Below are 25,033 nucleotides of genomic sequence, written 5' to 3'. Positions count from 1 at the left end.
AAAAGAGCGCCGCCAAGGGCGGCGCGATAGGCTGCGCCCCCTCGGCGACGCTTCCCGCTGTACGGTCAGCATCTGCTTAACGCCGATTCCCATTTCCACTTCTACCGAATCGAAGTGTCGATTGCCTCCGTTATCGGCATTTCAAGTTCAATACTGCACCACAACCGGCTCGCGCTTGCGGGCGGATTCCATGATGGCCAGGATGACCATTGTCGTGTTGTAAGCGTCCTCCATGGTGACCAGGAACGGCTCGCCGGTAATCAGCTGGTCGACGAAATGGCGAATGCTCTCGTACGCGAAGCCCTTCGGCTTGCCGTGGATGAAATGCTTGACCAGAAGATCCGGACGATCGGCTCTCGTCTCCGTAAAGCGCTCAAGCATCTGGCTGTGCGTCGGATCAATATTGAACATGCCCTTCGTTCCGGTGATGTTCAGCTTCATGTCGTTAACGTTCGGATTCGTATTCGGCGTAATCCAGCCGTTCTCCATCGTGGCGATGCCGCCCTTGCGGAATTCGAGAATCGTCTGATACAGATCCTCGGTGTCCACGCCCTCCGATTTGAGAATGCCCGACCGGGACACCGAATACACCCGCTCCACCTCGTCGTCGAACAGCCAGCGCAGCACATCGACGCTATGGTAGCCGAGAAACCAGAGGATCGACGACTTGGCGGCCCAGGGCAGCATGTCGGTCGCCACCCACTTGATGTCGTTTAACCGATAATACGCGCTGTGGGGCACGCCGATTTCTCCGTCCTCGATCGATTGGCGCGGAATCGCGAACAGCGGGCTCCACCGGCTGTGCAGATCGACCATCATGCGCACGTTGTTGCGTCTAACCGCCTCGACGATTTCGTCGGCTTCCTCTCGGGTCGTCGTCAGCGGCTTCTCGACGATGAAGTGCTTGCCGGCGTTGGCGCAATCGACCGCGACCCGCGTGTGGGCGAAGTCCGGCGTCACGATCGCGACCGCGTCGATGTCGGCCGTCCGAAGCATATCCCGGTGGTCGGTATAGACGGCGGAATCCGGCAGATTGAACTTGGCGGCCAGCGCCTTCGCCCGTTCCGCGTTCATATCGCAAATAGCGGCAAATTCGGCGTGCGGATGATCGTTATAAATAAAAGCGTGGGTTTCTCCCCATGTGCCGGCGCCTACGATTCCCATTCTGATTTTAGACATGTGAGCATCTGCCTTTCGCTTCAAATGAAGTGGTCTGCTTTTTACTTACTTAACCCCGCCGAACGTAAGTCCGCGGATCATATATTTCTGTACGATCATAGCGAATAAGAGCATCGGCAAAATCGTCACGACGCCGATCGCCGACATTTCCCCCCAGGCAACTCCCGAAACCGAGAGAAACAGCGTGACCGTCGTCGGCAGCGTGCTGGCCTGTGAACTGGTCAGGAACAGCGCAAACACGAATTCGTTCCAGGAGTTGATGATGCAGAAGATCGCCGTCGCGATGAGTCCGGGGGTCGCCAAAGGCAGAATGATCTGCACGAACACCCGAAACCGAGAAGCCCCGTCCACGAACGCCGCTTCCTCCAGCGCAACCGGAATTTCCTCGAAAAAGCTCCGCATCATCCAGATCGTAAACGGGATGTTGAACAGCATATAGCAGATGATGAGCACGATATGCGTATCGAGCGCGCCGATCAGGCTCGCCATGACGAACAGCGGAATGACCGAAGCCATTGGAGGCAGCATTCTGAGGCTGAGCACCCAGAAGGCGCGGTTCTCCTTCTTCTTGAACTCGAACCGGGCGAAGCCGTAAGCCGCCATTCCCCCGATGAAGATCGAGACGACGGTCGTGCAGAGCACGACGATGGCGCTGTTTTTCAGATAGTCGATCGCATGCCGGTCCTCAAACACCGCACGGAAGTTCTCGAACGTCGGCGTAAAAAACCAGACGCTCGGATCGTAGGTGAGCGATTTCTCCTTGAGGCTGACGATGATCATCCACAGCATCGGGAAGATGCAGGCGGCGCACACAAGGAGCAGAAGAAAACCGGTGCCGGGTCCCAGCCTTTTGTTGCCGATTGTCGTCATCCTTTGTTTTCAACTCCTTTCCGGTACGCGCGAATGAGCACCCAGCTGATTGCGGTAATGAGAATAAGCAGCACGACGGACACGGCGGCCGATCTGCCGATCCAGCCGGTCTGAGCGAAGCCGAGCCGATAGACGTGCAGGCTCAGGAAGTTCGTGGCGCTGCCGGGCCCGCCCTGCGTTAGCGAATACGGGATATCGAACGTCTTGAGCGAGTCGATCGCGCGGAATACGACGGCCAGCAAAATCATCGGCAGCAGCAGCGGCATCGTAATGTACCGGAAAATCTGGGGCCGGTTCGCGCCGTCGATCGCGGCCGCCTCGTAAGGCTCCGAGGGCAGCGAGCGCATGCCCGCATAGATGATCAGAGCCACGAACGGCGTATTCTGCCATACGTCCACCAAGGCCGTCGACCAGAACGCCATGTCCGGCGAAAGCCAGATAACCTTGCCTCCCATAAATCCGAGGAGGTAGTTAATGACCCCGTTCTCCGCGTTAAGCATCAGCTTCCAGATTTGGCCGGTGATGCTGGGCGTCATCGCGATAGGGACGATCAAACAGGCAAAGGCCAGCGGCTTGAGCTTGAATTCGCGGTCGAGCAGAACGGCGAGCCCGAAGCCGAGCGCCAGCTCCACTGCCGTCACGAGCAGCATAAAGCCGATACTGATTCGCACCGAATACCAGAATTCGGCGTCCTCCCCGGAGAACAACCGAACAAAGTTATCCAGTCCGACGAAGCGGAAATCGGGGTAGCCAAGCTCGTAGTCGGTAAGGCTTAGTCCGTACAAAAAAATCGTAGGCACAAATGTCAAAATGCCGAGAATCGCCATAGCCGGCATAATATACGCAAGGTGAGGCCTTTTATGAAAATAACGTCGCAGCAACTTATTTCACCTTCCCCGGAAAAAGCGGTCCGGACCGCAGCCTGCGTCCCGGACCCTTTTTTCTTTTATTTGCCGGTAATGTCCTGCACTTCCTTCTGCGCCTTGTCGGCCGCCTCTTGAACCGTCACTTCGCCGAACATCGCGGAGCTGACGTAGTAGCCGACCCGGTCGAGAATCTGTCCAAGCTTCTCATGCGGCGGAATCCAGGATATGCCCTTCTCGACGAGCACGTTCGCGTCGTTCAGCGCTTCAAGCTGCACCGGATAGGACAGATCTTCTGCGGCCAGCTCCTCGTCCTTGTAGATCGAGGTGCGAACAGGCACGCCGCCCTCCTGCACGTATTCCTTCGCTTTTTCCTTGCTGTTCATGAAGACGATGAACGCCCAGGCCGCTTCCTTCTTCTTGGACAGCGAGGAGATGGACATGTTCCAGCCGGCGAGCGCGCTGGCGCGGCCTTCCGGGCCTTCCGGCGTCGGAACGAAGGCGACCTTGTCCGCCACCTGGGAGCTGCTGGCGTCAAGAATGCGCGTCGCAAGCGCCGTCGCATCGAGCCACATCGCCGCTTTGCCCGTCGTGAAAGCGGACAGCGCTTCTTCATGCGTGTAGGAGGCGACGTCCTTCGGCGCGTTCTTCAGCAGATCGACATAGAACTGCATCGCCTGCACCGACTTCGGATCGTTCACCGTCGCTTCGCCCGTCTGCTGGTTGATGAACCCTCCGCCGAAGTTGTACATGATACTGAGCAGACCGGAAGCCGCGTGCGTGCCGCGCTGGGCCCGCATCGACACGCCGTACAGGCCGTCTTCCTTGCCGTTGAAGAACTGCGCGAGCTCCAGGAACTCGTCCATCGTCTTCGGCGGCTCCTTGCCGTATTTCTCGAACAGGTCGGTACGGTACGCGATGAAGCGCGTTTCTCCCGCCGTTGGAATGCCGTACGTCTTGTCGTCGTATTTGCTGATCCCGTTGCGGTAGGCGGGAACGATATCCTCGTAATCGAACCATTCCGGCGTCAGCGCGGCGTCGGCCAGGTAGCCGTCGAGCGGCTCGACGACTTTTTTGGCGCCGTATTCGCTCATCCAGAAGCCGTCGACCATAAGCACGTCGTACGTTCCGGTTTTGCCTGTATAATCGAGCAACTGCTTATTCTTCAGGTAGCCTTCCTCCATCACTTCCCACTTAACGGAAATGCCGGTCAGCTCTTCGAACTGCTTCGTCATCTTCTGGAAAGCGTCCGTCGACGGATGGCTGGCAAAAGCCAGTTTAATCTCTGTTCCGTCGTACTCGCTTTTGATCGAACTCCCCCAGCCGGCCAGCGTACCCAACGATGCGCTTGCGGAAGGACTGGCCCCTCCGGAAGCGGCCGGAGCCGACGCGGACGGCGAAGCGCCTCCATTGTCGCCCGAGCCGCAGGCCGCGAGCGATACCGTCAGCAGGCCGACGATTGCCGTCTGCATCATTCGTTTTGTCATTGACGATCTCTCCTTCTCTTGATGTAACCTCACATCATTTATCGTTCACATGCCAAAGTTTACGGATTGAAAGAGTTTTCAACAATGTATTCTGACACCGACTCTTGTCTTCAAAAAACCGAAAACGCTTAAATCGCTAAAAAAACAAACCTTGATGTCAAGGTTTGTGACACACGAGAGGCTTATAGGTCAGTTCTTCTCTTTATATTCCAGCGGGGATACGCCGTACGTCTTCTTGAATATTTTCGAGAAATACGGATAATCGCTGAACCCGCATTCTTCCGCAACGGCCGAGATTTTCGTTTCGGGACGCCCGACGATGATGCGCCTTGCCGCCTCAAGCCGGAATTCGCTAATATACTGGGTGATCGGTTTGCCCATCACTTCGCGAAAAATTTTGCTCATGTAGGCGGGGCTGACGCCCGCGCGATCCGCGATCAGCTGCAGATTAAGCCCGCTGTTTCCGTACTCCTCCCCGATAAACCGGATCGCGTCTTCTACGACCCGTTTGTTGCGGGGCGACCTTTTATCGGCGATCGACGCGCTTTGGCCTACCAAGTACCGTTCCCAATTCTCGAACAATTCATCGACCGACGCGGCGTTCCGCTGCAGGTCGGCCGACCCTCCGCCCGGCCGATCTTTGACGATCAGCACAAGCTCGGAGCGGAACAGCAATTCCAGATGGGCCATAACGCGTTTCATTTCGGTAAAGGAATACCCCTTGTCCCTGCAGAAAGCAAACCACTCGGCAAGCCGGGCGCGCATCTCGTCCCGGTTTTCCGCCAGAACGCTTTTGACCAGAGCGGCCGCCGTCCCCGTCATCGCGCGGATGTCGGCCAGATCGATTTGCGAAGCCCATTTGGCCGGGTCCTTCAGCATCGTTTTGGCCAGCACCTCGTTTAAGCTCTCCTGCGTAATCGGCTTGAGCAAATAATCGGACACCTGATTGCGCAAAGCTCTCTGGACATAATGAAATTCGGCGTAGCCCGTCAGCACGATCACTTCGATCCCCGCATCCACGGCGCGAATTCGCTCGATCAAATCGAGGCCGCTCATCACGCTCATTCGAATATCGGTCATGACCAGATCGGGCTTACCGCCCTCGATCAGCCGAAGCGCCTCTTCCCCGCTGCGCGCCTCCTCGATCTCGGAGAAGGCGACGGGGCTGGCGCCGAGCAGCTTGATTACGCCCTTGCGAATGACGGGCTCGTCGTCAACGATCAGAATCTTCATGGTTTCTTCCCTCCTTTGGCAGCAGAATCCGGACGTGCAGGCCGCCGGACATCGATTCGCCGAGCCGCAAGCCGAACGGCGCTCCGTAACGAAGACGGATCCGGTGCTGCACGTTCAGCAGGCCGATGCCCGTCCGGCTACCGCTCTCCCGCTCCTCCGGCTCGCCGCCGGCTTCGAGCAGCCGGTTCAGCCGCGCGAGCGACGCCTCGTCCATCCCTTCTCCGTTATCCTCCACATGAATAGCATAGGACCGTTCATCCACATTTTCCCCTCGAATGCGCAAATAATAGTCGCGCTCCCCGGTGAACGCATACAGAAACGCATTTTCCACAATCGGCTGCAGCGTCAGCTTGACGATCGGGAACGAATGAAACGGCTTCAGACCGTCCAGATCGGTCTCGATCGCCGGATAACGCTCGAGCTGAATGTCCAGGTAAGTGCTCACATGCGACAGCTCGACACCGAGCGGCACCTCGACCTTAGCGCTGTCGATCGAATAGCGGAAAAAATCGGCCAGCGCCTTGCTCATTCGGCTGACGCTCGGCACTTCGTGGATGATGGCCTGGCAGTTGATCACCTCGAGCGTATTGTACAGAAAATGCGGATTGATCTGATTTTGCATAGCCAGCAAAGTCGCATCCTTCTGCTTCATCTCCGCGTTAATCTTGTCCATCTCCGCGGCGTGCGCCTTGTCGATCGAATCGGTCATGTTCTCCAGCATCCGGTTAAAGCCGGCGCCGAGAATGCCCACCTCGTCCGAATACCGCCCGTAGAACCGAACGTCGAGGTCGCCGAGCTCGGCCTTCTTCATCAGGCGCAGCAGTTTTTTGACCGGGCGCACGAGCGACAGCGACAGCACGATCGAAATGACCAACGTCATCCCCAGAATAAGCGCGACGATATACGGCTGCACGTTCTGAACCTTGCGAACCGCTTCGGTAATCGATTGCTTGCGAATGTGGGCCTGAACCTGAAAGCCGCTGTAAGCGAGAGGCGACTCCATCAGTAGATCTCCTTCATCCTTCGCTTCGCGCCTTTCGCCGAACGAGGTATAGACGATGCGGCCCTCCTCGTTGCGCAGCTCGATGTTCAAGTCGGTCGTCGCCAGCAAGCGGAAGGCGTCGCTGAACATCTTGCCGTTAAGCCTCACGACGAGCACGCCGTCCCTTCCTTCCACGTCATAGCGGCTGAGCGTAAAATAAATCGTCGTAGGCGAACGGTCCTGAAAAAACAGCAGCTCGTCCGTCGGCTGAGACCAGAAGCTCGTCGTTCCGTTCCTGAAATCGCGATACCAGCTCTGGCTGCGGTAATCCATTTCGGGAACGGGACTCAAGTCTTCGTCGTGCAGCAGCGTCTCCTCTCCGTCCGCTCGGTCCCTCAGCAGAAAAAACACCGATTCGATCTCGCTCGAGTATTGCAGACGGAACGCGCCAAGCGTATTTTCCGCCCACGACCGGTCCGCCGCCGCTCCAGCCGCGTCCCCGGTCCCGACCGCCATCAGCCGGTTGCCGTTCCCCGAATACTCGAAGAAATAGTGCACATTGTTCACGATACGGTACAGCTGGTTGTCCAGATTGAGCGCCGCCTGATCGATCGAACGCTGCACACGGTACATCTCGCTGCCGGTCAACGCTTCCTTGAAATAAACCTGATAGACGAAAGCGACACTAAAAACGCCGATAAACGAAACGATCGAAATCGAGATGAAAATTTTCGTAAAAAACTTGCGGTTCATAACCAGCTTTAATAGCCATTCTCCGATTGTCGTCCCCTCCCTGCCGTCCGGTCTTTTGGCTGGCTGCTCGATTGAACCCCATTATAAGCACATTGGCCCGGGAATGAAAAGGAGAATTACTGCCAATGGAATACGGAGAGATCTGTTCCGAACTATTCAGCAAAAACGCCTTCGGCGTCCTCTAGACGCAGAATCGCGCGTTTTTGTCGGAGGTGATTCAGAGTAGGATACGAAAAAAAACGACTCCGTATCCGGCGTGCGGATACGGAGTCGCATGTCTGTTCGATAGCGTTCGTCAACCGAAACGGTATCGATTAGTTCTCGAAGTTGAACAGAGGCGTGCTCAGATAGCGCTCGCCGTTGGACGGTACGACCGCTACGACGCGCTTGCCTTCGCCGAGCTCCTTCGCTACCTTAAGCGCAGCGAAGATCGCCGCGCCGGAAGAGATGCCGACCAGAAGGCCTTCCTTCTTGGCGACGGTGCGAGCCGTCTCGAACGCTTCCTCGTTCTCGACCGTAAGAACTCCGTCATAGACGTCGCGGTTCAGAATCTCCGGGATGAAGTTCGCTCCGATTCCTTGAATCTTGTGGGGGCCAGGGCCGCCGCCGGACAGAAGCGGGGATGCCGCAGGCTCGACCGCGTAGATTTTAATGTTCGGGAAGTTCTGCTTCAGCACTTCGCCTGCGCCGGAGATCGTGCCGCCGGTGCCGATGCCGGAGACAAAAGCGTCGATCTTGCCGTCATAGGAGTTGATCGCTTCAACGATCTCGGGTCCGGTCGTCTCGCGGTGAATTTTCACGTTGGCTTGGTTCTTGAATTGCTGCGGCATGAAATAGTCCGAGTTTTCCTTCACGATCTCTTCCGCTTTCTTAACGGCGCCGTTCATGCCTTCAGACCCTGGAGTCAGCACTAGCTCGGCCCCGTAAGCGCGAAGCAGGTTGCGGCGCTCCAAGCTCATCGTCTCGGGCATTACGAGGATCGCGCGGTAGCCTTTGGCGGCGGCGACCATCGCCAGACCGATCCCGGTGTTGCCGCTCGTCGGCTCGACGATCGTGCTGGAGCCCGGCTTGATGATTCCTTGTTTCTCCGCTTCCTCGATCATGCTGACCGCGATGCGATCCTTCACGCTGGCGCCCGGGTTCTGGTATTCAAGCTTTACGTAGATTTCCGCGCTTCCTTCCGGCACGACGCGGTTCAAGCGCACGAGCGGCGTATCGCCGATCAATTGGGTCACGTTCTGAACAATCTTGGCCATTAAAGTTGTTCCCTCCTACAGAATAGCGGCTAGGCGCCCTGATTTCTTAATCCGACTAAAACAGTCGGTTTTCAGTCTGACTTCATCTTAGCAGACCGCCGAGAGGATTGTCAATAGCTGGTGGACAGCGGATTCAAAATCGTCAGGGCGCTAGAGATCGATCCAGAACGACAGCCCGGTGTTTCTCCAGAAGCGCACGCTCCATCTCGCCGGCCGGGACGGATTTGCTCAGCGCAACCTGTCTCCTGGCTTCGAGCCTGATGTCCTCGTCCGAGCGGATCTTCTCTTCGCTCACGCCTTCGAGCCGAATGATCGCGAACCCTTGATCGGTCGGCAGCGGACCCGCGACGTCGCCGATTCCCATCCGCGAAGCCTGCTCCAGCACGGAGGCGGCTTCGAACGGATCGTTCGACTCGATCCACCCCGCTTCTCCGCCTTGATCCGAAGTGAACTCGTCGATGGAATACGTCCGGGCCAGCTCCGCAAAATCGTCTCCCTGACCCAGCTTCTCCATAAGCCCTCTTCCTAATTCCTCCGTCTGAACGACGATTTTAGAGAGCCGGTATTTCCGAAGCGGCTGGTATTCCGCCCAATGTTCCTCTAAGTACCGCTCGACCTCTTCGGGCGACACTTGAACGCGGTACGTGGTCAGCTTCTCCAGCAGCAGCCGGTAGCGCGCGTCCTCTCTCACGTCTTCCCGGCTCATGCCCAGCTGCTCCTCCATGGAGCGGTAGAACTCAGCTTCGTCCTCGTAGCCCTGGCTGATCGACCGGATCTCTTGCTCCAGCTCTTCGTCCGTCACTTCGATGCCTGCGGCCGCGGCTTCCTCGCTTACGGCCTTCGCCAGCATCATGCTTCTGAGCGTCTGAGAACCGTAAGAAGCCAACAGTCGTTCGAGCAACTGTTGGCGAGTAATCGTCGACTGCCCGACCGTGGCGACCGCGTCGTCTCCGCCGGCAGCCGACTTGGAAGGCTCGCGATCTTCCGAGACGATCCCCTGGTCGTCCTTGGTGCAGCCTGATGCGATCATTAGCGTCGCTAAGAGGGCCATCAGTACGAGCGGCGGCAGATGCCGTATCGTCTCCCTCATTTAAGGATCATCCCTTCTTTTAATCGCGATCCGCGAGGCGATAGAGCGCCTCCAGTTCGTCCCTGTCGAACAAGTATTTCTCATTGCAGAAGTGGCAGTGCAGCTCCGCCTCTCCGTCTTCGTCGATGATGCTTCTCAGCTCGTGCCTGCCGATGGTGATCAGCGCCCTCTCGAATCTTTCCCGTGAGCAGTAGCACTGGAATACCGGTTCGACCGTCTGATGAATCGTCAGGTCGTCTCCCACCAGAAAGCGCAGCAAGCTTTCCGGAGTCTCTCCCTGATCGAGCAGCGTCGTCACGTGAGGCATAGCCGCCACCGCCTGCTCCAGACGACCGAGGCGCTCCTCCGCAAGTCCGGGCATCACCTGCACGACGAAGCCCCCGGCATGAAGTACGGTATTGTCCGTACCGACGAGCACGCCTAGACCTACAGCCGAAGGCGTCTGCTCGGATTCCGCGAAATAGAGGGTGAAATCCTCGGCAATCTCGCCGGAGAGAATCGGCACGCTTCCCCGGTAAGGATCTTTAAGCCCCAAATCCTTCGTCACATGAAGCTGCCCCGAGCGGCCGACAACTCCGGCCACGTCCAGCTTCCCCTGACGGTTGCTGGGCAGATGAACGTGCGGGTTGTCGACATAGCCTCTCACCTCGCCCGCCGCATTGGCGTCGACCACGATCTGGCCGATCGGGCCGTCCCCCTTCACCTGCACCGTCAGCTTCTCCCGGTCTTTCAGCATAATGCCCATGATCGCCGCAGCCGTCGCCGTCCGTCCGAGCGCGGCCGTCGCCGTAGGAAACGTATCCTGCCTGCGCTGCAGCTCCGATACGAGCGCCGTCGTTCGCGCGGCGAACACCCGCAAGCCGCCGTCCCATGCGGTGCCGCGTACCATTTCATCCTTTAAAGCCATCTTATGCAACCTCCCTCGGCGGAACCTGGATCTATCCGTCCGACCCTTCTATGATGACCTGTTGCGTTCGTATACGATTCGTAAGCCTACCAGCGTCAACAGCGGATCGACCGTCTCGATCGTCTCCGACTCCTCGGCGATCAGCTCGGCCAAGCCTCCGGTGGCGATGATTCTCGGCTGCACGCCGAACTCCTGGCAAATTCGCTTCACGATTCCGTCCACCTGGCCCGCATATCCGTAGATGATGCCCGATTGCATGGCCGCTACCGTATTGCGGCCGATGACCGTCTTCGGCTTGGACAGCTCGATTCGCGGCAGCTTCGCCGCTCTCTGATACAGCGCCTCCGCAGAAATGCCGATGCCCGGAACAATCGCGCCTCCCAGGTAGGCGCCGGTCGCATCGATGTAATCGAAGGTCGTCGCCGTCCCGAAATCCACGACGACCAGCGGGGTTCCGTACTGTTCGATCCCCGCCACCGCATTGACGATGCGGTCCGCCCCGACCTCTCGAGGGTTCTCGTAACGGATGTTCAGCCCTGTTTTGATGCCGGGTCCGACCACGAGAGCCTGCTTGCCTACATAAGCCTCGAACAGCCTTTCCAGCGTATTCATCAGCGGAGGAACGACGCAGGACAGAATGACGCCTTCGATCTGCTCCGCCCGCACTCCCGCCATCTGAAACAGATTGTGGATCAGCACGCCGTATTCGTCCACCGTTGCGGAGCGATTCGTGCTCAAGCGCCAATGGCGCGTCAGCTCGCGATCCCTGTACAGCCCCAACACGATGTTCGTATTGCCGACGTCGACGACGAGAATCATGGCGCACCTCCCGCTTTTTTCTCGTTCAGATCGAGACTGATGTCCAGCGCCTGAAAGGAGTGGGTTAGGCTGCCGACGGAGATGACGTCGACGCCGCAGCGGGCGATCTCGCTGATCCGCTCGGGCGTAATGCCGCCCGACGCCTCTACGACGATATGAGGCGCCATTTCCTTCAGCGCCTTCACCGTCTCGCCCATGGCGTCCGTGCCCATGTTGTCCAGCATGACGATGTGGGCGCCCGCCCGAACCGCTTCCCGCGCCTGAGCGAGCGACTCGGCCTCCACCTCGATCATCATCGTATGGGGGATGCGGGCTTTCGCGCTCTGAACGGCCGCCGCGATGCCGCCCGCCGCCTTAATATGATTATCCTTGATCATAACCGCGTCGTACAAGCCAAATCGGTGATTAAACCCGCCGCCGACCCGAACGGCGTATTTCTCCAGCGTGCGGTGACCCGGAGTCGTCTTGCGCGTATCGGTCACTCGGACCGGCGTTCCTTGCGCTCCGGCGACATACTCGCTTGTCTTCGTCGCGATTCCCGACAGCCGCTGCAGCAGGTTCAGCGCCAGCCGCTCCCCCGTCAGGATGCTGTGCGAAGAGCCTTCGACGATCGCCAGCACGGCGCCCCGTTCCACGCGATCCCCGTCCGAGGCCAGCGCTTCGAACTTCAAATCCGGATCGACCGTCTCGAATACGAGACAGGCCAGCGGAATGCCCGCGAGCACGCCCTTCTGCTTGGCATGGATAATGCCTCTGGAGCGGTGGCCCTGCGGAACCGTCGACATCGTCGTCACGTCTCCCGAGCCGATGTCCTCCTCCAGCCAGGCGCGAAGCTGCTCCTTGACCGCACGGACGGCCGGACCGCCGATCGCCCAATCGCTTTCCCGTTCAAACATTGTTGTCGACCCTTTCTGTGCGAATCCCTTTTTCCCGCTGCAATATCGTATGCACCCGCCAGTTCAGGTCATCCCTGTCGGGATAATCCTCGCGGTAATGCCCGCCCCGGCTCTCTTCGCGATGCAGCGCGCTCTCGGCGACGAGCAGGGCGCACGTCAGCAGATTCGCGTATTCCAGTTCCTCTCTCTTGGTCAGATTCATCTGAAAGAGCGGAAGCTGCTTCTTCAAGTCTTCAAGCCCTTTTAACAGCCCCGAGCGATCTCTGCGCAGACCGACATAACGAACCATCGTCTTCTGAAGCTTCAGCCTTCTCTCGATCAGCGTCCCCGTCACCGTCGCATGGCGATCCGGGGCCGGTCCGTTATGAGCGACGGTCCGCCGCTCCGGCAGCTTGCCGATCGCGTTCACGATCCGCTGTCCGAATACGATCGCTTCCGACAGCGAATTGCTGGCCAGACGGTTCGCGCCGTGCACGCCCGTCGAGGAAGCTTCTCCGCAAGCGAACAATCGGCCGATGCTCGTCTCGCCGTTCAGGTCCGTCTTGACGCCCCCCATCATATAATGCGCGGCGGGGGCGACCGGAATCCAGTCCGTCGTCATGTCGAGCCCGAATTTCAGACAATACTCGTGAATCGTCGGAAACCGGTAGCGGATCCGCTCCGGCGTCTCGTGCGTAATATCGATATACACGTAAGTGGACTTGGTCGCTTCCATCTCGCTGACGATCGCTCTGGCCACGATATCTCTCGGCGCGAGCTCCAGCTGCGGATGGTAGTTCTCCATGAAGCGCTCGCCGCGAATATTCCTCAGATAAGCGCCCTCGCCGCGGACGGCTTCCGAGATCAGAAACCTCGGCGCGCCCGGATAGCAGAGGGAGGTCGGGTGGAACTGGTTGAACTCCATGTCGCGAACTTCCGCGCCTGCCCGATAGGCCATAGCGACCCCGTCTCCGGTAGCCACCTCCGGGTTGGTCGTATAGCGATACAACTGTCCGACTCCGCCCGTGCAGAGAATCGTCGCTTTGCCGAATACGGCGACCCGCGACCCGTCGGGCTTCTGTACGAGCGCTCCCCGACACTCCCCGTTCTCCGTCAGCAGATCCAGCACGAAGTGGTCGTCCCACAGCTCGATGCCGGACGTCTTGACTTTCTCCGCCAGAGCGCGAACAATCTCGTAGCCGGTGGCGTCTCCGTTCGCATGCAGAATGCGCCGCTGACTGTGAGCGCCTTCCTTGGTCAAGGCGTAATGCCCGTCTTCCTCGTCGAACATCGTCCCGTAGCGGATCAGCTCCTGCACGCCCTGCGGGCCTTCGTGCACAAGTACGTCCACCGCCGCCTTCTCGCATAAGCCGGCTCCGGCGATCAGCGTATCCTGGGCGAGAAATTCGGGAGAATCCTCGTCGGACATGACGGCGGCAATGCCGCCTTGCGCATAGCGGGTGTTGCTATCGAACAACGACTTCTTGGTGATCATCAGAACGCGGTTCGTCTCGCTTGATTTTAGAGCCGTAAAAAGGCCGGCGATGCCGGCCCCGATCACGATCACGTCGGTCTCTACGCGAGGAAGCTTGTCCAGATCAAAATCGACAACGTATCGCGGAATCATAATGGTATTCGTCTCCCACTCCGACAATAGAGTAGCGCAAGCGGCCGGTCGGTTACTTGACCAGCAGCATGCGCTCCAGCGATAAACGGGCTTTGTCCGCAACGTCCTGCGGCACGTAAATTTCCGGCTGCATCGTCTCCAGCGCCTTGACGACCTTCTTCAGGTTGTTCACCTTCATGTTCGGACACACGAGGAACTTCGAAGCGAAATGGAACTTCTTGTTCGGACTGTCGAGCCGCAGCTGATAGCCCGTGCCGTCTTCCGTCCCGACGATAAACTCGTCATGGCTCGATTCGCGGCAGTACTTCAGAATGCCGGTCGTGCTGCCCACGAAATCGGCCATCTCCACCACTTCCGGACGGCATTCCGGATGAACGACGAACTGCGCATTCGGATATTTCGCCCGCATCTCTTCGACATCCTTGATCGTCAGCATGTCGTGGGTGTTGCAGTAGCCTTCCCAGATGATCATCTTCTTGTCCGTGAACTGGGAGACGTAATGGCCCAGATTTTTGTCCGGACACCAGATGATCTCGTCGGCGTCGACCGAATTCACGACCTTCACCGCATTCGCCGACGTACAGCAGATGTCGGTCTCAGCCTTCACGTCCGCGGAGGAGTTAATATACGTGACGACCTTCGCGTTCGGATGCTTCGCCTTCAGCTCCCGCAAGCCGATCGGGTTAACCATGTCGGCCATCGGGCAGCCCGCGCGTTCGTCCGGAACGAGCACCGTCTTATGAGGCGCGAGAATCTTGGCGCTCTCTCCCATGAAGTGAACGCCGCAGAACACGATGACGTCGGCGTCCGTAGAGGCAGCCTTCTGTGCGAGGAGAAAGGAATCTCCGCGGAAGTCCGCGACCTCCTGTATTTCATCTCGCTGATAATAATGGGCGAGTATAATAGCGTTGCGTTCCTTCTTGAGCTGCATTAGCCTTTCGCGCAGTTCGCGGTTCTGCTCGGCTTTACGCTCCAAGGCCAGGGCCTCCATGCGAATTCTCCTCCCTTGACTGCCCGTTGTTTGTGAATCAATGCACAAGCACGGCGGGAATGCTGTCTTTATTTTGGACGAAAAGGACTTCGTTCATTAACACTTAATTTACACTTGCCGGATAGCACTGTCAATTCATCTCTTCAGGTTTTTTCCCAGCAAAAACGCTTCGGCTTCCTCTAGACGCAGAATCGCGTTTTTTCGGAGGTGATTCAGAAAAGATAGCGAATTTTATCCTTTCTGATCACCCAAAAAAACGGGATGCCTCCGCACGCTGATTGTGCGCGGAGGCATCCCGTGTTGCGTAAGCTTACTTCGGATCCTCGGACCCGCCTTCGTCCTTGCGGAGATCCAGTCCCTTGGTCAGCGGTTCGTCGTCTTCCCGGGTATGAATCCGGACCTTGACGTTGCCCATCGTATCGACGATCGGCTCGGCCTGGGATTCTTCCGAATTCGACCCGCCTTCTCCGTCCTCCTGAACGAGAGCGCCCTTCTCGATCAACGACTTGATCTGATCCAGATCGAGCGTCTCTTCCTCCAGCAGCGTCTTCGCGATCAGATGCATTTCCTCGCTCTTCTCGGTCAGCAGCTGCTTCGCCCGCTCGTAGCAGGCGCGCGTAATGCTCTGCATCTCTTGGTCGATCTCGTAAGCGATCTTGTCGGAATAGTTCTGCTCGTGCCCGATATCGCGGCCGAGGAAAACCTGGCCTTGCGAATTGCCGAACTGCATCGTTCCGAGCTTCTCGCTCATTCCGTATTCCATGATCATCGCGCGAACGATGCTCGTCGCCTGCTTGAAGTCGCTGTACGCGCCGGTTCCGATCTCTCCGATGAAGATCTCCTCGGCCGCTCGGCCGGCGAGCAGCCCCGTCACTTTATCGAGGAGCTCCTGCTTGGTCACGAGCATGCGGTCTTCCTTAGGCAGCATGATGACGTAGCCGCCGGCTTTGCCGCGCGGGATGATCGTCACCTTGTGAACCGTATCGGCATGCTCCAGGAAGTAGCCCGCAATCGTATGACCCGCTTCGTGGTAAGCGACGATGCGCTTCTCGCGGTCGCTGATGATGCGGCTCTTCTTCTCGGTGCCGACGATGACCCGGTCGATCGCCTCGTCGACCTCGACCATTGCGATATCCTTCTTGTTGCGGCGAGCGGCGAGCAGCGCCGCTTCGTTCAACAGGTTCTCCAGATCGGCTCCGGTAAATCCGGTCGTCCGCTTGGCGATCGTGCCGAGCTTGACGTCCTTGCTCAGCGGCTTGTTGCGGGCATGAACCTTCAGCACCGCTTCCCGTCCCTTCACATCCGGACGGTCGACCGTAATCTGCCGGTCGAAGCGTCCCGGACGCAGCAGAGCCGGATCGAGAATGTCCGGACGGTTGGTCGCGGCGACGATGATGATGCCCTCGTTCGCTCCGAAGCCGTCCATCTCGACGAGCAGCTGGTTCAACGTCTGCTCGCGCTCGTCGTGCCCGCCGCCGAGGCCTGCGCCCCGCTGACGGCCGACAGCGTCGATCTCGTCAATGAAGATGATGCAAGGCGAATTTTTCTTGGCGTTCTCGAACAAATCCCGGACGCGGGATGCGCCGACGCCGACGAACATCTCCACGAAATCCGAACCGGAGATCGTGAAGAACGGCACGCCCGCCTCCCCCGCCACGGCGCGAGCCAGCAGCGTTTTACCGGTTCCCGGAGGGCCTACGAGAAGCACCCCTTTCGGGATGCGGGCGCCGACTGCGGCGAATTTGCGTGGGTCCTTCAGGAACTCGACAACCTCGACGAGCTCCTGCTTCTCTTCGTCCGCTCCGGCTACGTCCTCGAACGTCACCCGTTTTTTCTCTTCATTATAAAGACGGGCTCGGCTCTTGCCGAAATTCATCACCTTGCCGCCGCCGCCCTGCGCCTGATTGATCAGGAAGAAGAACAGTACGAACATGATGATGAACGGAATGATGGAAGTCAGGAAGGTCAGCCAGAAGCTCTGCCCCGGCATTTTCTTAGATAATACCTCGAAATTGTTCTCCATCCCGAGGTTCGTAAACAGCTCCGGTACATAATCAGCCAGGGGTGCTCGGCCTGCGAAAGCTTCGCCCTTCTCTTCACCGGCTTTAGGCTTGAATTCGCCGGTAACGAAGTAGGTCCCGTTCTGAACCTGCAAAGTCATCGTCTGCACGTTGCCTTGCTGCGCGGCCGTGACGAGCTCGTTGTAGCTCAGTTCCCTGGTTGTGTCTTGTTTGCCGATAAAAAATTGAACGATCCCGACAGTCACCAAAAAAATAAGTAAGTAAAACCCTGTGTTCCGGATGAACCGATTCATCCCCGACCTCCTCTCGACACGCTCACATCATTTTACCATAGCCTGTCTTGCCAATCCAAGTGAGACGGCATCTGCGGCTCAGCTCGAATAAATTTCCGGTTTCAGCACCCCGACATAGGGAAGATTGCGGTATTTCTCCGCGTAATCGAGCCCGTAGCCGACGACGAAGGCATCCGGTATGGTAAAGCCGGTATAGTCCGCGTTTAGGTCTGCCGTCCGGCGGCCCGGCTTGTCGAACAGGGCCACGACGTTGACGGACAGCGCGTTCCGGCGTTCCAGTACGTCGATCAAATAGCTCAGCGTCAATCCGCTGTCGATAATGTCTTCGACGATTAACACGTCGCGACCTTCAACGGAAGCGTCCAAATCTTTAATAATCTTGACTTCACCGGACGACCTCGTGGAATTGCCGTAGCTCGATACCGCCATAAAATCCAGTTCGATGGGGATGGAGATGTTTTTGGACAAGTCCGCCATAAAAATAAAAGCGCCTTTCAATACGCAGATAACAAGCGGATTGCGTCCTTCATAATCGCGGCTGATCGCCGCGCCCAACTCTTGTACCTTCTGCTGAATCATTTCTTGCGTGTACAGAACTTCTTGAATGTCGTTTTGCAAAGAAGGTGCCTCCCAGCGAGATTTATTACACGGTATGATGGCTTTACTCCGATCATGCCCTAGTTTTCCGTCTCGTACGTTACGCGAAGCGTCGTTCGGGTAGCCTCGAGAACCAGAGCGTGATCCGACCGCCGCAATCCGGGAATCCACAGCAGGCGTCCGTCGGCGTCCGCCAGCAGCGGCAGCCTGTCGCGCTTTGAGCGCGGCACTTTGGCGTCGACGAACATATCTTGCACTTTTTTGGTGCCGTTTAGTCCGTACGGCCGCATCGTATCCCCCGTCATCCGACTGCGAATCAGAAGCGGGTAGCGAACCTCGTCCGCGTCGAAGCAGGCTTCGTTGCGACTGCCGGAAGCGCCATGCACGGCGCCGTCCAGCCATTCCAGGCGAATGCGCCCTCCCGTCTCGGGGATCGCGACCTCGGAGGTTCCCTCGTCGGCCGAATACGCAAAATGCGCCGTCTCCAGCTGTCCGGGTCCGATGTACGTCTCGTCGTATTCCCGGATCAGCGTCCAGCCGTCGCCGATGTCCAACCGGACCGATGCGGGGCTCTCCTGCGACAAGGCCTCCAGCATTTCCTCCACTTGGCGGAAATCCAGCATTTGGCGCGGGTTCGCAGAACAGTTTAATATTAATTTAATCAATCTGCGTTGTAAAGCGACGTGAAGGCCGCGGAACCGTCGTCGCTCCAACCGGAAGCCGTCCCCCGAAGGGGTCACCGCTTCGCGGAAAACGCGAGCGGCCTGCTCTTCCATATAATCGTCGTCCGCCGCCGCCATGTCGGCCAATCTGGCCAGCGATTCCTTAAGGCGCGGGTTGTACCGCTCCAAAACCGGGATCAAGTCAAGCCGGACGGCGTTGCGAAAATAATGCCGATCGGCATTGCTGCTGTCGACCGCGTAAGGCACCCCGTTTCGCTTACAATAATCCAGAAGCTCACATTTGGTTATACGCAGCAGGGGCCGAATCAGTTCCAACCGATCCTCCCGCCTGCGATTGGGAATTCCAGCCAGACCGCCGACGCCCGTTCCCCGGATGACTCTCATCAGAACCGTCTCGGCCTGATCGTCGGCGTGATGAGCGGTCAGCACATAGGGGGAGCCGTGCTTGCGGGCGGCTTCGCGCAGGAAAGCGTACCGCTTCTCCCTGGCCGCGCTTTGCGCGTTCTCCCCCGTCTCCTCGATGTATTGCGGCATGCCCAGCGACGCGGTCTCGAGGGGGATCCCCCATTCCGCCGCCGTTCTGCGCACCAGCTCCGCTTCCGCGTCGGACTCCTCGCCCCGAAACTGATGGTTCGCGTGAGCCGCGACGAGTCGCATCGGCTCCGTCTTCGCCATCTCCTTCAGCAGATGAAGCAGCGCCATCGAATCCGGGCCGCCGGAGACCGCCGCAATCACGGCGCTCCCTGCCCGCCACCAGCCCTGTTCCTTCGCCTGCGCCTTGATGTCTTCCGTCCAGTCCTTATGCCGTCGCACCGTTATGTCTCCTTTTGCCCCGCAGTATCGCGCCGGGCGCGCCCTCGCTATCCTTGGACGATCCCCGAACCAGAAACGCCGTTCTAATCCAGCAGCCAGACGGCGGCCAGCGTCGTGCTGAGCACGATCGCGGCGCCGAGCAGGCCCGCCATCCAACCGGGCACCCGGTCGTCGTTCGGGCTCGGCAGCTGCGAGATTCGCACCGCCTCCCGCCATTCCCGGGTGGAATCGCGCGTGCTGGCGAACTGGCCCGTCAGCGCCTTCTCGATCCAGCCCTCAACCGGCTGAAGCTTGGGATTGGTTCTCACGAGCTTCATGAGCTCCCGGGGATGGCGGTTCTGCGGAATCAGCGTGCGGGTCAGCTGGACAAGCCGCTTGCCGTCCAGCGCGTGCACCCATAGCAAGCCGACCGCGAACAGATCGTAAGCCGGGTCCGCTACGCGGCTCCCGGCGGACCAATATCCCCGATCGTAAATTTCCGTGAACTGCCGCACGCTGCGCCCGATCGCCGAGACGCCGCCATAGTCGACCAGCTCCACCCTGCCGTACTCCCCGACCAGAATGTTGTCGCTCTTGATGTCCCCGAACACCCACCCGGCTTCATGCAGATGAGCAAGCCTCTCCAGCAGGCGATAGCCGATGACGCCCATCCAGTGCGCGCCGTTCGATTTGAGATAGGCTTTCAGCGGGATGCCGGGAACGTATCTCATCGCATAGAAAGGAATCTTCTTCCCTCCGACGACCGCATCGTCCACATCCAGCAGAAAAGGCGGCCGTCCCTTCTCGGAATGGTTCAGCGAAGAGAGAACGTTCACCTCTCCCTGAAGCTCCGCGGCTTCGTGGCCGATCTTGACCGCGCAGTAGGCTCGGGCGCCCGTAGAGGCCAGGTACACCTGGCCATTGGATCCCCATCCAAGCAGCCGTTCCAGTCGATAGCTCTTCCCGTTCCATATGCCCCGGATGACGGAGCCTCTAGGCAATGCCTCTTGATCAGACGACGTTGTCACTCCGCACCTCGCTCGACCCGCCGCCCGAAGCCTGCGGCTCGTCCATAAGCTCTATTTTGCTTATTTTACCACAAGTCTCGCGGATGTAATCAACGACTTGCAGCAGGGCGGGGCCCGTCGGGGTCGTGCCGCGCATGCGAATCTTGCCGAACAGCGATCCGAGACCGGCCGGACTCGATTGCCAGCCGGCGTCCATGACGCAGTACGAATATTGGGAGTCCCCCGGAAAATGAAACACCGACACCTGACTTTTGCCGGTTCGGGCCTGCAGGCTCAGCGTCAAATCCCGGATCGCTTCCTCCACGGCGTGCAGCTTCGGCTTCATGCTGGCGCTGGCGTCGATGAGCAGCGCAACGGACAGCGACATCGTCTCCTCCATCTCCTCCATCACCTTGACGACCTCGCCTCGTTTCGGAGGCGGCAGAGCTCCGACGTCGTTCACCCCGAACAGCTGGCGGAGCTCCTGATTCACCGCCTGGCGGATCGTCCCCGCGACCGTCTGCCGGGTCATCATCTGCACCGTCCTGGACAGCTGGCGGCTCGAGACGATCTGGCTGATGCCCCCTCCGGCCCGCGCGATCTCGGCGATCTCGGCCGATCCGAATTCCCCGATCGTCCCTTCGTCGACCACGCCGGCCACGTTAACCGTAATCCCTTCCGCGTACGCCTGAGCCGCCGCGACGACCGGACTTTCTCCCACATTCGAGCCTCCGTCCGTAATCAGCAAAATCTGCTTCATCATCTTCTGACACTCCTCCTATCTTTCTACCATCTACTAAGAGTGTCTCCAAGGAATGCGAGATTTAGTCCGAGGAAATGGCGCTTGCCCTGGTGCGCAAAAAAAACCGACTGCGGATCTCCCGATCCCAGTCGGCTTCGTCGTCGACTTGTCCTCTCTCGCTCCCCCTCCCTTCCCCGCCATTTCGTTCAGCTCACCGTCCTCGGCCGCTCCATCCTCGTCAGCCCGGGCCAGCGGAAGGTGGCCCATTCCGGTCGATGGCGCGAGATGCGCGTGACGATCACGGTCATATCGTCCTTCACGCCGCCGGGGTACTGCCGCAGCGCCGTATCGAGCAGCGAGTCCGCAATTTCCTGCGGATCGTCCTCGTCCAGCTCCTGCAGCACCCTTTTCATCCATTGCTCCTTGTTGATCGCATGCCCCGGCGCGTCGAGGATGCCGTCCGTCATCATGATCAACGTATCGCCCGGCTGCAGCTGCACTCGCAGCAGATCGATCTCGATGTCGTGCAGAATGCCAATCGGCAAATTGTTGGCCGCAATCGGAATAATCTCTCTCCCCCTCTTAATAAAACTCGGCGTCGAGCCGATCTTGAGCATCGTCGCATGCGCCGTGTACAGATCGATTAAAGCCAGGTCCACCGTCGCGAACATCTCGTCCGGCGAGCGCAGCAGCAGAATCGAATTGACGGACTTCACCGCCAGCCGCTCGTCGATGCCCGATTGAAGCAGCTGTTCGAGCATCGACAGCGCCGCGCTGCTCTCCGTCCGCGCCCGGACCCCGTTACCCATGCCGTCGCTCAGCGCCACCGCGAACTTGCCGTTGCCAAGCTCCACCATGCTGAAGCTGTCTCCCGACAGCAGATCGCCGTCCTTGGCGGCCCCTGCCACCCCCGTCTCCACCTCGTAGAGTTTCGCCGATGAGAACGTCACCGTGCTTAGATGCGCGGCCGGCTCTCCCGTTCTCTCGCTGCTGACCGTCACCGTCTCCCCGAGAATCTCCGTCAGGATCGGAGCGATCATCTTGCGGCATTCGTCATACCCGGTGCGGAAAGCGTGCACCATCTCGATCTCGATATGTCCCTCCTCCAGACTTAGAATATCTATACTTTGAATCGCCAGCCCCAGATGGTCGAGGGCATCCCGGATTTGCCGCTCCTGAGTTTCCATCTGCTGAGCTTCGCGACGAATTTCCTTGACCAGATCGTCCATCACCTGGGACACTCCGGACAGCTGATCGGCGACGAGAAACCGGCTGTCCTGCAGCTGCTGCCTCCAGTGCAGATCATGACGGTAAATTTCGTACTGGCGCTTCATGACGTCGAGCACGAGCGGCGTTTTGACGCAGACCCGGCTCCAGGATTTCGGCAGCTGCGCCGCCATCAGATCCGGATTCTGCTCCACTGCCGTCATCATGTCGGTCATCAGCTTGTACGTCTGAATAAATTGGCTGTCCCAGCAGAGCCCTCGCCGGTGACAGCTGGCGCAGGCCCGATCATGAACCTCGTTGACGAAGTGATCGAAATCGCGGCGCGGCGCGGTTTCGTCCCCAGCCTGGGTCATCTGGCGGAAGCTTCGAGACAGCTGGCGGAACACTTCGGAAAACTTCTCTACCCGCTCTGCCGTCAAATCTCTGACTTTCTGGGCATATTCCTTCTGGTGCTGAGCATAGGTTGTAGTACCCGGGACGAATTTGGACAGAGATTCCGTCACCGACCGAGGCGTGAACAGCAGCAGGATCGACGCCGCTGCCGTGGCCCACGTAGAAGCCATCGTATCGGACGCGGTGGCCCCGAACAGCGCGAACACCGAGGTGCCCAGCAGCAGGCCGAACAACGAGGATGCCTTGCCCCCCTCGCGCAGCAGCCCGGCCATCAGTCCTCCGAACGCCAGAAGACCGATCTCCGTTGTCGCCCCCAGATTGGACAAGCTGAGGATCATGCCGGCTATGACGCCCGCGGACGTGCCCAGCGCCGCCCCTCCGACGAAGGCGCTTATCGCCACGAAATATCGGGACAGCACGCTGGCCAAGGCGACGCCGTAGATTTCCCAGCCGGTCAATCCGGTCAGCAGACAGGCCAGCAGAATCGCCAGGCCGACCCATTCCTCATACCGCAGCTCTGAAGGCCGCTTCTTCCTCGTCAGCACCGGCAGCGCATGCACGAGAAGCAGCGTAAGCACGAACGCCAGAGCCGCTTCGATCAGCGTGAACAGATACGGCATCCAGCCGGGGCTCTCGGCCAGCAGCACAGCGAACAGCTTGACGATCAGCGTCGCCGCGAACACGACGACGGGCGCTTGCGACAGCTCGGCTTTCTCGTAAAGCACCAGAGCGCGATAGAGTACGTAGATGACGCCGATCTCCGCGACGATGACGGCCGGCATCGGGTCGAGCGCCCAGAAGCTGCCCGCCGTAAGCGAAAGCATAGCCCAGAAGGCCATATCTCTCCGCAAGTAAAGCACGACCCCGAAGAAAGCCGCCGCGAATGGAGCGATCCCCTCCAGCATGGCCGCCCTGCCGAGCAGAAACCCGGCCGCAACGATCAGAAGCACCCACATCTGCTCTCTGACGGCCGTCCCCCATCTGAGCAGCAGCGACGATTTGCCTGTTTTTCCCCCGGAAGACGGCGAGGAACTGTTGCGAAACCCACTCTTGCGTCCTTGTTCGGAAGCAAGAGAGGGTCCCGTTCCCATGCGGGGAACGAAAGGAACGACGGACGGCTTGTCCATGATGCACACCCCATTCACCAGATTGAATTGTGCTCTTAATTATAGGCGGGGGCTTTCATGAAGTTTGTCAGAAACGGTTGCCGGGAGAAAAGTTTTTTCCGACAGAATCGGAGGCGCCGTGGCGAAGCCCTGCGCGAATCGGCGAACCCTTCGGCTCGCATGGGCCGGGCGGCCGCGGCCGCGGCGGGCGACTCGGCATTCTCTCGAATTGCGACAATGAAAAACCGCCCTCATCCGACGGGGGATGGCGCTCTGTGCCGCTCCGGCGAAGACGCGATCCGCGCGCGATTGCCGGATGGGGGCGAAGGGCGCGGCGAGCAGCCCGCTCCTATCGGCCTTCGCCAGGCAGGGCATCGGGCTGACGAGCGCTGCGGGGGAGGCGGATCTCGGGTGACGAGCGCTGCGGCGGAGGCGGATCTCGGGTGACGAGCGCTATGGCGGAGGCGGGACCCCGGGTGACGAGCGCTATGGCGGAGGCGGGACCCGGGTGACGAGCGCTATGGCGGAGGCGGGACCCCGGGTGACGAGCGCTATGGCGGAGGCGGGACCCCGGGTGACGAGCGCTATGGCGGAGGCGGGACCCCGGGTGACGAGCGCTATGGCGGAGCTTTCCCTGTGCGAGGTCCGGACTGTGAAGCCGGGCGCCGCTCGTCTCCGGACAACACAGCAAAGCCGGGCCTTCAAGGCCCGGCTAAAAGTGTTAGCACTGCTTATATCTTACGAACGACGTCCGCCGCGTCCGCCACGTTTGGATTCGGTGCTTTTCTTAAGAGAAGAAATTCGTTCTTCGCTGTCCTTAAGGAAGCGAGACAATTTGTCATCAAAAGAGGGAGACCTTCCGAAACCGCCTGGCTTGGAGGGACGACCGCCGCGATCACGGGGTCCGCGTTGTTGCGTTTGTTGCGAGTATTGCTGTTCCGGCGGTTTGTCCACGGCTTGACGAATGGACAGTCCAATCTTGCCGTCCTTGTCCACATTAATGACTTTGACCTTAACGGTGTCATTAATCTTCAAATGCTCGTGAACGTCTTTAACATAGCTGTCCGCAATCTCGGAGATGTGAACGAGTCCCGTAACGCCGCCCGTTAGGTCCACGAACGCTCCGAAATGAGTAATGCCGGTAACCTTGCCCTCCAGTTTGGTTCCCACTTCGATGGCCATAAAAACCGATGTTCCTCCCTGAACCTGAGTATGCCCGGACGATACACGTCCGGTTATG

General features: G+C 59.0%; 21 protein-coding genes. 1 reads left to right on the top strand and 20 read right to left on the bottom strand.

The window, feature by feature from the left end; all coding sequences use genetic code 11:
* Positions 1 to 147 precede the first annotated feature (147 nt).
* The 19 genes from ACFO3S_RS20355 to spoIIE form a co-directional block, all read right to left on the bottom strand.
* A complete protein-coding gene (locus ACFO3S_RS20355; protein WP_378099833.1) occupies positions 148 to 1,179 on the bottom strand; it encodes a Gfo/Idh/MocA family protein in 1,032 nt (343 codons plus the stop codon).
* A gap of 45 nt (positions 1,180 to 1,224) precedes the next feature.
* Positions 1,225 to 2,049 carry a carbohydrate ABC transporter permease gene (locus ACFO3S_RS20350; protein WP_378099831.1) on the bottom strand — a complete coding sequence of 275 codons (825 nt, stop codon included), beginning with the start codon at positions 2,047 to 2,049 and terminating at the stop codon, positions 1,225 to 1,227.
* Complete coding sequence (locus tag ACFO3S_RS20345) at positions 2,046 to 2,930, bottom strand: carbohydrate ABC transporter permease (protein WP_378099829.1); 885 nt, start codon at positions 2,928 to 2,930, stop codon at positions 2,046 to 2,048. Before ACFO3S_RS20345 ends, ACFO3S_RS20350 begins: the two co-directional genes overlap by 4 nt.
* A gap of 65 nt (positions 2,931 to 2,995) precedes the next feature.
* Positions 2,996 to 4,399 carry an ABC transporter substrate-binding protein gene (locus tag ACFO3S_RS20340; RefSeq protein WP_378099827.1) on the bottom strand — a complete coding sequence of 468 codons (1,404 nt, stop codon included), beginning with the start codon at positions 4,397 to 4,399 and terminating at the stop codon, positions 2,996 to 2,998.
* Positions 4,400 to 4,588: 189 nt separating this feature from the next.
* The gene (locus ACFO3S_RS20335; RefSeq protein WP_378099826.1) at positions 4,589 to 5,632 is read right to left on the bottom strand and encodes a response regulator transcription factor; all 1,044 of its coding nucleotides are present in this window, start codon (positions 5,630 to 5,632) and stop codon (positions 4,589 to 4,591) included.
* A complete protein-coding gene (locus tag ACFO3S_RS20330; protein WP_378099824.1) occupies positions 5,613 to 7,367 on the bottom strand; it encodes a sensor histidine kinase in 1,755 nt (584 codons plus the stop codon). Before ACFO3S_RS20330 ends, ACFO3S_RS20335 begins: the two co-directional genes overlap by 20 nt.
* Before the next feature lie 314 nt (positions 7,368 to 7,681).
* The gene (cysK, locus tag ACFO3S_RS20325; RefSeq protein WP_378099822.1) at positions 7,682 to 8,623 is read right to left on the bottom strand and encodes a cysteine synthase A; all 942 of its coding nucleotides are present in this window, start codon (positions 8,621 to 8,623) and stop codon (positions 7,682 to 7,684) included.
* Positions 8,624 to 8,765: 142 nt separating this feature from the next.
* Entirely contained in the window at positions 8,766 to 9,713 is a 948-nt protein-coding gene (locus ACFO3S_RS20320; protein ID WP_378099820.1) for a peptidyl-prolyl cis-trans isomerase, read from the bottom strand.
* A 19-nt stretch (positions 9,714 to 9,732) separates the two neighbouring features.
* The gene (gene hslO / locus ACFO3S_RS20315) at positions 9,733 to 10,620 is read right to left on the bottom strand and encodes an Hsp33 family molecular chaperone HslO (protein WP_378099819.1); all 888 of its coding nucleotides are present in this window, start codon (positions 10,618 to 10,620) and stop codon (positions 9,733 to 9,735) included.
* Positions 10,621 to 10,668: 48 nt separating this feature from the next.
* Positions 10,669 to 11,439, bottom strand: a complete 771-nt coding sequence (locus ACFO3S_RS20310; RefSeq protein WP_378099817.1) for a type III pantothenate kinase — start codon at positions 11,437 to 11,439, stop codon at positions 10,669 to 10,671.
* Positions 11,436 to 12,335 (bottom strand): carboxylating nicotinate-nucleotide diphosphorylase, encoded by a 900-nt coding sequence (gene nadC, locus ACFO3S_RS20305; RefSeq protein ID WP_378099815.1) that lies wholly within the window; start codon positions 12,333 to 12,335, stop codon positions 11,436 to 11,438. Before nadC ends, ACFO3S_RS20310 begins: the two co-directional genes overlap by 4 nt.
* On the bottom strand, positions 12,328 to 13,941 hold the full coding sequence (gene nadB, locus ACFO3S_RS20300; RefSeq protein ID WP_378099813.1) for an L-aspartate oxidase: 1,614 nt from the start codon (positions 13,939 to 13,941) through the stop codon (positions 12,328 to 12,330). Before nadB ends, nadC begins: the two co-directional genes overlap by 8 nt.
* A gap of 52 nt (positions 13,942 to 13,993) precedes the next feature.
* The gene (nadA, locus tag ACFO3S_RS20295) at positions 13,994 to 14,932 is read right to left on the bottom strand and encodes a quinolinate synthase NadA (protein ID WP_378099811.1); all 939 of its coding nucleotides are present in this window, start codon (positions 14,930 to 14,932) and stop codon (positions 13,994 to 13,996) included.
* 310 nt (positions 14,933 to 15,242) lie between these two features.
* The gene (ftsH, locus tag ACFO3S_RS20290; RefSeq protein ID WP_378099810.1) at positions 15,243 to 17,246 is read right to left on the bottom strand and encodes an ATP-dependent zinc metalloprotease FtsH; all 2,004 of its coding nucleotides are present in this window, start codon (positions 17,244 to 17,246) and stop codon (positions 15,243 to 15,245) included.
* A gap of 78 nt (positions 17,247 to 17,324) precedes the next feature.
* Entirely contained in the window at positions 17,325 to 17,864 is a 540-nt protein-coding gene (gene hpt, locus ACFO3S_RS20285) for a hypoxanthine phosphoribosyltransferase (RefSeq protein ID WP_378099808.1), read from the bottom strand.
* Positions 17,865 to 17,923: 59 nt separating this feature from the next.
* Entirely contained in the window at positions 17,924 to 19,339 is a 1,416-nt protein-coding gene (tilS, locus tag ACFO3S_RS20280) for a tRNA lysidine(34) synthetase TilS (protein ID WP_378099806.1), read from the bottom strand.
* 83 nt (positions 19,340 to 19,422) lie between these two features.
* Positions 19,423 to 20,346 carry a serine/threonine protein kinase gene (locus ACFO3S_RS20275; RefSeq protein WP_378099804.1) on the bottom strand — a complete coding sequence of 308 codons (924 nt, stop codon included), beginning with the start codon at positions 20,344 to 20,346 and terminating at the stop codon, positions 19,423 to 19,425.
* Entirely contained in the window at positions 20,330 to 21,085 is a 756-nt protein-coding gene (locus tag ACFO3S_RS20270; protein ID WP_378099860.1) for a hypothetical protein, read from the bottom strand. The genes ACFO3S_RS20275 and ACFO3S_RS20270 overlap by 17 nt, the downstream gene beginning before the upstream one ends.
* 188 nt (positions 21,086 to 21,273) lie before the next feature.
* Positions 21,274 to 23,814, bottom strand: coding sequence for a stage II sporulation protein E (spoIIE, locus tag ACFO3S_RS20265; protein ID WP_378099802.1), 2,541 nt, complete (start codon positions 23,812 to 23,814; stop codon positions 21,274 to 21,276).
* A gap of 57 nt (positions 23,815 to 23,871) precedes the next feature.
* Here spoIIE and ACFO3S_RS20260 point away from each other — a divergent pair, with 57 nt between their 5' ends.
* Positions 23,872 to 24,240 (top strand): hypothetical protein, encoded by a 369-nt coding sequence (locus ACFO3S_RS20260; RefSeq protein WP_378099800.1) that lies wholly within the window; start codon positions 23,872 to 23,874, stop codon positions 24,238 to 24,240.
* 291 nt (positions 24,241 to 24,531) lie between these two features.
* On the opposite strand, the gene ACFO3S_RS20255 is transcribed toward ACFO3S_RS20260, so the two are convergent.
* Positions 24,532 to 24,975: a S1 domain-containing RNA-binding protein gene (locus tag ACFO3S_RS20255; RefSeq protein ID WP_378099798.1), complete on the bottom strand. Its 444-nt coding sequence runs from the start codon at positions 24,973 to 24,975 to the stop codon at positions 24,532 to 24,534.
* Positions 24,976 to 25,033 lie beyond the last annotated feature (58 nt).

The organism is Cohnella hongkongensis, assembly GCF_042654645.1.
Taxonomy (GTDB): domain Bacteria; phylum Bacillota; class Bacilli; order Paenibacillales; family Paenibacillaceae; genus Cohnella; species Cohnella hongkongensis.
The sequence above is the reverse complement of the archived record's forward strand: the minus strand, read 5'-3'. Positions and strand labels throughout refer to the sequence as shown.

Excerpts from the sequence above, each read along its gene's own strand:
- cysK (WP_378099822.1), bottom strand. The coding sequence starts at position 8,623 with ATGGCCAAGATTGTTCAGAACGTGACCCAATTGATCGGCGATACGCCG.
- ACFO3S_RS20270 (WP_378099860.1), bottom strand. The coding sequence starts at position 21,085 with ATGAAGCAGATTTTGCTGATTACGGACGGAGGCTCGAATGTGGGAGAA.
- ftsH (WP_378099810.1), bottom strand. The coding sequence starts at position 17,246 with ATGAATCGGTTCATCCGGAACACAGGGTTTTACTTACTTATTTTTTTG.
- hslO (WP_378099819.1), bottom strand. The coding sequence starts at position 10,620 with ATGGCTTTAAAGGATGAAATGGTACGCGGCACCGCATGGGACGGCGGC.
- spoIIE (WP_378099802.1), bottom strand. The coding sequence starts at position 23,814 with ATGGACAAGCCGTCCGTCGTTCCTTTCGTTCCCCGCATGGGAACGGGA.
- nadA (WP_378099811.1), bottom strand. The coding sequence starts at position 14,932 with ATGGAGGCCCTGGCCTTGGAGCGTAAAGCCGAGCAGAACCGCGAACTG.
- ACFO3S_RS20355 (WP_378099833.1), bottom strand. The coding sequence starts at position 1,179 with ATGTCTAAAATCAGAATGGGAATCGTAGGCGCCGGCACATGGGGAGAA.
- ACFO3S_RS20260 (WP_378099800.1), top strand. The coding sequence starts at position 23,872 with ATGAAGTTTGTCAGAAACGGTTGCCGGGAGAAAAGTTTTTTCCGACAG.
- ACFO3S_RS20340 (WP_378099827.1), bottom strand. The coding sequence starts at position 4,399 with ATGACAAAACGAATGATGCAGACGGCAATCGTCGGCCTGCTGACGGTA.
- ACFO3S_RS20350 (WP_378099831.1), bottom strand. The coding sequence starts at position 2,049 with ATGACGACAATCGGCAACAAAAGGCTGGGACCCGGCACCGGTTTTCTT.
- ACFO3S_RS20255 (WP_378099798.1), bottom strand. The coding sequence starts at position 24,975 with ATGGCCATCGAAGTGGGAACCAAACTGGAGGGCAAGGTTACCGGCATT.
- nadB (WP_378099813.1), bottom strand. The coding sequence starts at position 13,941 with ATGATTCCGCGATACGTTGTCGATTTTGATCTGGACAAGCTTCCTCGC.
- ACFO3S_RS20330 (WP_378099824.1), bottom strand. The coding sequence starts at position 7,367 with ATGAACCGCAAGTTTTTTACGAAAATTTTCATCTCGATTTCGATCGTT.
- nadC (WP_378099815.1), bottom strand. The coding sequence starts at position 12,335 with ATGTTTGAACGGGAAAGCGATTGGGCGATCGGCGGTCCGGCCGTCCGT.
- ACFO3S_RS20320 (WP_378099820.1), bottom strand. The coding sequence starts at position 9,713 with ATGAGGGAGACGATACGGCATCTGCCGCCGCTCGTACTGATGGCCCTC.
- ACFO3S_RS20310 (WP_378099817.1), bottom strand. The coding sequence starts at position 11,439 with ATGATTCTCGTCGTCGACGTCGGCAATACGAACATCGTGTTGGGGCTG.
- ACFO3S_RS20335 (WP_378099826.1), bottom strand. The coding sequence starts at position 5,632 with ATGAAGATTCTGATCGTTGACGACGAGCCCGTCATTCGCAAGGGCGTA.